The sequence below is a fragment of the Neisseria sp. HMSC058F07 genome (assembly GCF_001810035.1).
GTDB lineage: Bacteria > Pseudomonadota > Gammaproteobacteria > Burkholderiales > Neisseriaceae > Neisseria > Neisseria perflava.
In genome coordinates this window covers 69,573-71,176 of the sequence record NZ_KV799687.1, presented here as the reverse complement: position 1 = coordinate 71,176, position 1,604 = coordinate 69,573, and the positions used below count along the sequence as shown (strand labels likewise).

The window sequence follows — 1,604 nt, the reverse complement described above, 5'->3', positions numbered from 1 at the left end:
CGCCGCAATATTAGTGCTGTCTGCCTTGGCGTCCGCCTTGGTGTGATAAGAGAGCTTCACCGCGTGCAGCTCCTCTTTAAGGTCGTCGATACGCTTGTCCGCCTCTTTCAGACGGCCTGAAATACCGTTGACCCAAAACCAAAACGCCGCCGTTGCAATCGGCCACAGGGTTTTAAACCCAAATTCAAAGTCCATTTAAAACCCCTTTAAACCGGCACGTCGCCGAATACGATACGGACGGAGTAGCCGTCAGGGCGATTACTGAAAATTTCGAGTCCATCTCCATCGTTACAAACGCAGTAATACGCCGAAATCGTCTGCCAAACTGCACGCTTAAAAGTGTCGTAGTTTGTATTTGGATATTCAAGGTTAAAGGTCGTCTGAAAATCCTTATTCATCCGTACCGTATATTCAAACCCTGCCTTATCCAGCAGATTAGAAACATGAATGACAAACGGCTCTTGTTCGCGGGAGCGGCTTAAGCCCAATTCCAAATCGGCATGGCGCACAGCCAACTGACGTTCAACTAATTCACGGTAGGTCATTCTTTGATACCCATTAAATATTTTATCCGTCTGTACAACTTCTTAACCCACGAAATATTTACAAATGTATAAATCTTTGTTACAACTTCGCCGTCATACTGCGCATTTTCCCGTGCAGCCCGAAATTTTGCCCGGGCTTCTTCAGGGCTGTCCGCCCAAATGCTCAATGACCAGGACTTACCGTCAAAGCGGTAAGAAAACGTGTACTCATTCATAGGAGAAACCTTATGTATTTTGAAATCTATAAAGACGCAAAAGGCGAATACCGTTGGCATTTGAAAGCAGCCAACCATGAAATCATCGCTCAGGGCCAAGGCTACACCAGCAAGCAAAACTGCCAGCACGCAGTCGATTTGGTGAAAAACACTACCGCCGCGACCCCTGTAAAAGAGTTATAAAATCCGCTTTTACCCTAAGCCCGCGCCCTACGCGGGCTTTTTTGTCAGTCGCCGACTTTGCGGGAGCGATTGCCCGCCCAGTCGCGCCACGCTGCGTTTTGGTTTTCCAGCTCCGAAACATAGCCGCCAAACTCAGCGGCGTGTTCGAGCAGCGTTGCCGTCTTGCCGTCCTTCGGAGGACTCGGGCGTACCGGCGCGACCATCAACGCAGCAGGCGGTGTCGGCATGATCGCCTTTTCGACAACCTTAATTTCCGTAGCCGAGGGCGCGGTTGTAGAGCTGCAGGCCGTGATGGCCAAAGCCGTCAATACAATTACCGCTTGCATTTTTACGGTCTTGAGTAAGGACATTTTCGATTTCCTTTTTATTTTCCGTTTTCAGACGGCTGACTTCCGCCTGTTTTTTCGCCAAAGCCATACCGACGGCGTGTGCTTTGACTTCATATTTTTTAGCTTCCGCACGCGACTGTTCCAATTCGCGCGCATAGTTTTGAGCCGACAACAGCAGGGCTTGCGCCTTATCGTGCTCCATCTTGTCGATGACGGCCTGCTGCTTTGCAAACGCCGACTTATAGCCTTGATGGTGCGACACCGCCAAACCCGTGCCGACAAGCGCGATAATGGCAATCGGTTGCCAGTTATTCGCCAGCAGTTTCACGAGA

The 1,604-nt window shown here is 50.1% G+C and carries 6 protein-coding genes; 1 reads left to right on the top strand and 5 read right to left on the bottom strand.

The annotated features are described in order from the left end of the window. The 3 genes from HMPREF2696_RS06715 to HMPREF2696_RS06705 form a co-directional block, all read right to left on the bottom strand. Positions 1-195, bottom strand: a 195-nt coding sequence (locus HMPREF2696_RS06715; RefSeq protein ID WP_070588182.1) for a hypothetical protein, incomplete at its 3' end; no start/stop codon positions are given. A gap of 11 nt (positions 196-206) precedes the next feature. Then, entirely contained in the window at positions 207-545 is a 339-nt protein-coding gene (locus HMPREF2696_RS06710) for a hypothetical protein (protein WP_070588180.1), read from the bottom strand. Further along, positions 542-760: a hypothetical protein gene (locus HMPREF2696_RS06705; RefSeq protein ID WP_049227008.1), complete on the bottom strand. Its 219-nt coding sequence runs from the start codon at positions 758-760 to the stop codon at positions 542-544. The genes HMPREF2696_RS06710 and HMPREF2696_RS06705 overlap by 4 nt, the downstream gene beginning before the upstream one ends. A gap of 12 nt (positions 761-772) precedes the next feature. Between HMPREF2696_RS06705 and HMPREF2696_RS06700 the strand changes: the two genes are divergently transcribed. Further along, positions 773-943 (top strand): YegP family protein, encoded by a 171-nt coding sequence (locus HMPREF2696_RS06700; RefSeq protein ID WP_070588178.1) that lies wholly within the window; start codon positions 773-775, stop codon positions 941-943. A gap of 44 nt (positions 944-987) precedes the next feature. Here HMPREF2696_RS06700 and HMPREF2696_RS12010 read toward each other — a convergent pair whose 3' ends face one another. Both HMPREF2696_RS12010 and HMPREF2696_RS06690 read right to left on the bottom strand, forming a co-directional pair. Continuing rightward, positions 988-1,293 carry a hypothetical protein gene (locus HMPREF2696_RS12010; RefSeq protein ID WP_193388906.1) on the bottom strand — a complete coding sequence of 102 codons (306 nt, stop codon included), beginning with the start codon at positions 1,291-1,293 and terminating at the stop codon, positions 988-990. After that, on the bottom strand, positions 1,190-1,604 hold a 415-nt coding region (locus HMPREF2696_RS06690; protein ID WP_249967837.1), incomplete at its 5' end, for a hypothetical protein. The genes HMPREF2696_RS06690 and HMPREF2696_RS12010, both read right to left, overlap by 104 nt.

Coding starts and splice junctions, on each gene's coding strand:
- HMPREF2696_RS06710 (WP_070588180.1), bottom strand. CDS start 545: ATGACCTACCGTGAATTAGTTGAACGTCAGTTGGCTGTGCGCCATGCC.
- HMPREF2696_RS06705 (WP_049227008.1), bottom strand. CDS start 760: ATGAATGAGTACACGTTTTCTTACCGCTTTGACGGTAAGTCCTGGTCA.
- HMPREF2696_RS06700 (WP_070588178.1), top strand. CDS start 773: ATGTATTTTGAAATCTATAAAGACGCAAAAGGCGAATACCGTTGGCAT.
- HMPREF2696_RS12010 (WP_193388906.1), bottom strand. CDS start 1,293: ATGTCCTTACTCAAGACCGTAAAAATGCAAGCGGTAATTGTATTGACG.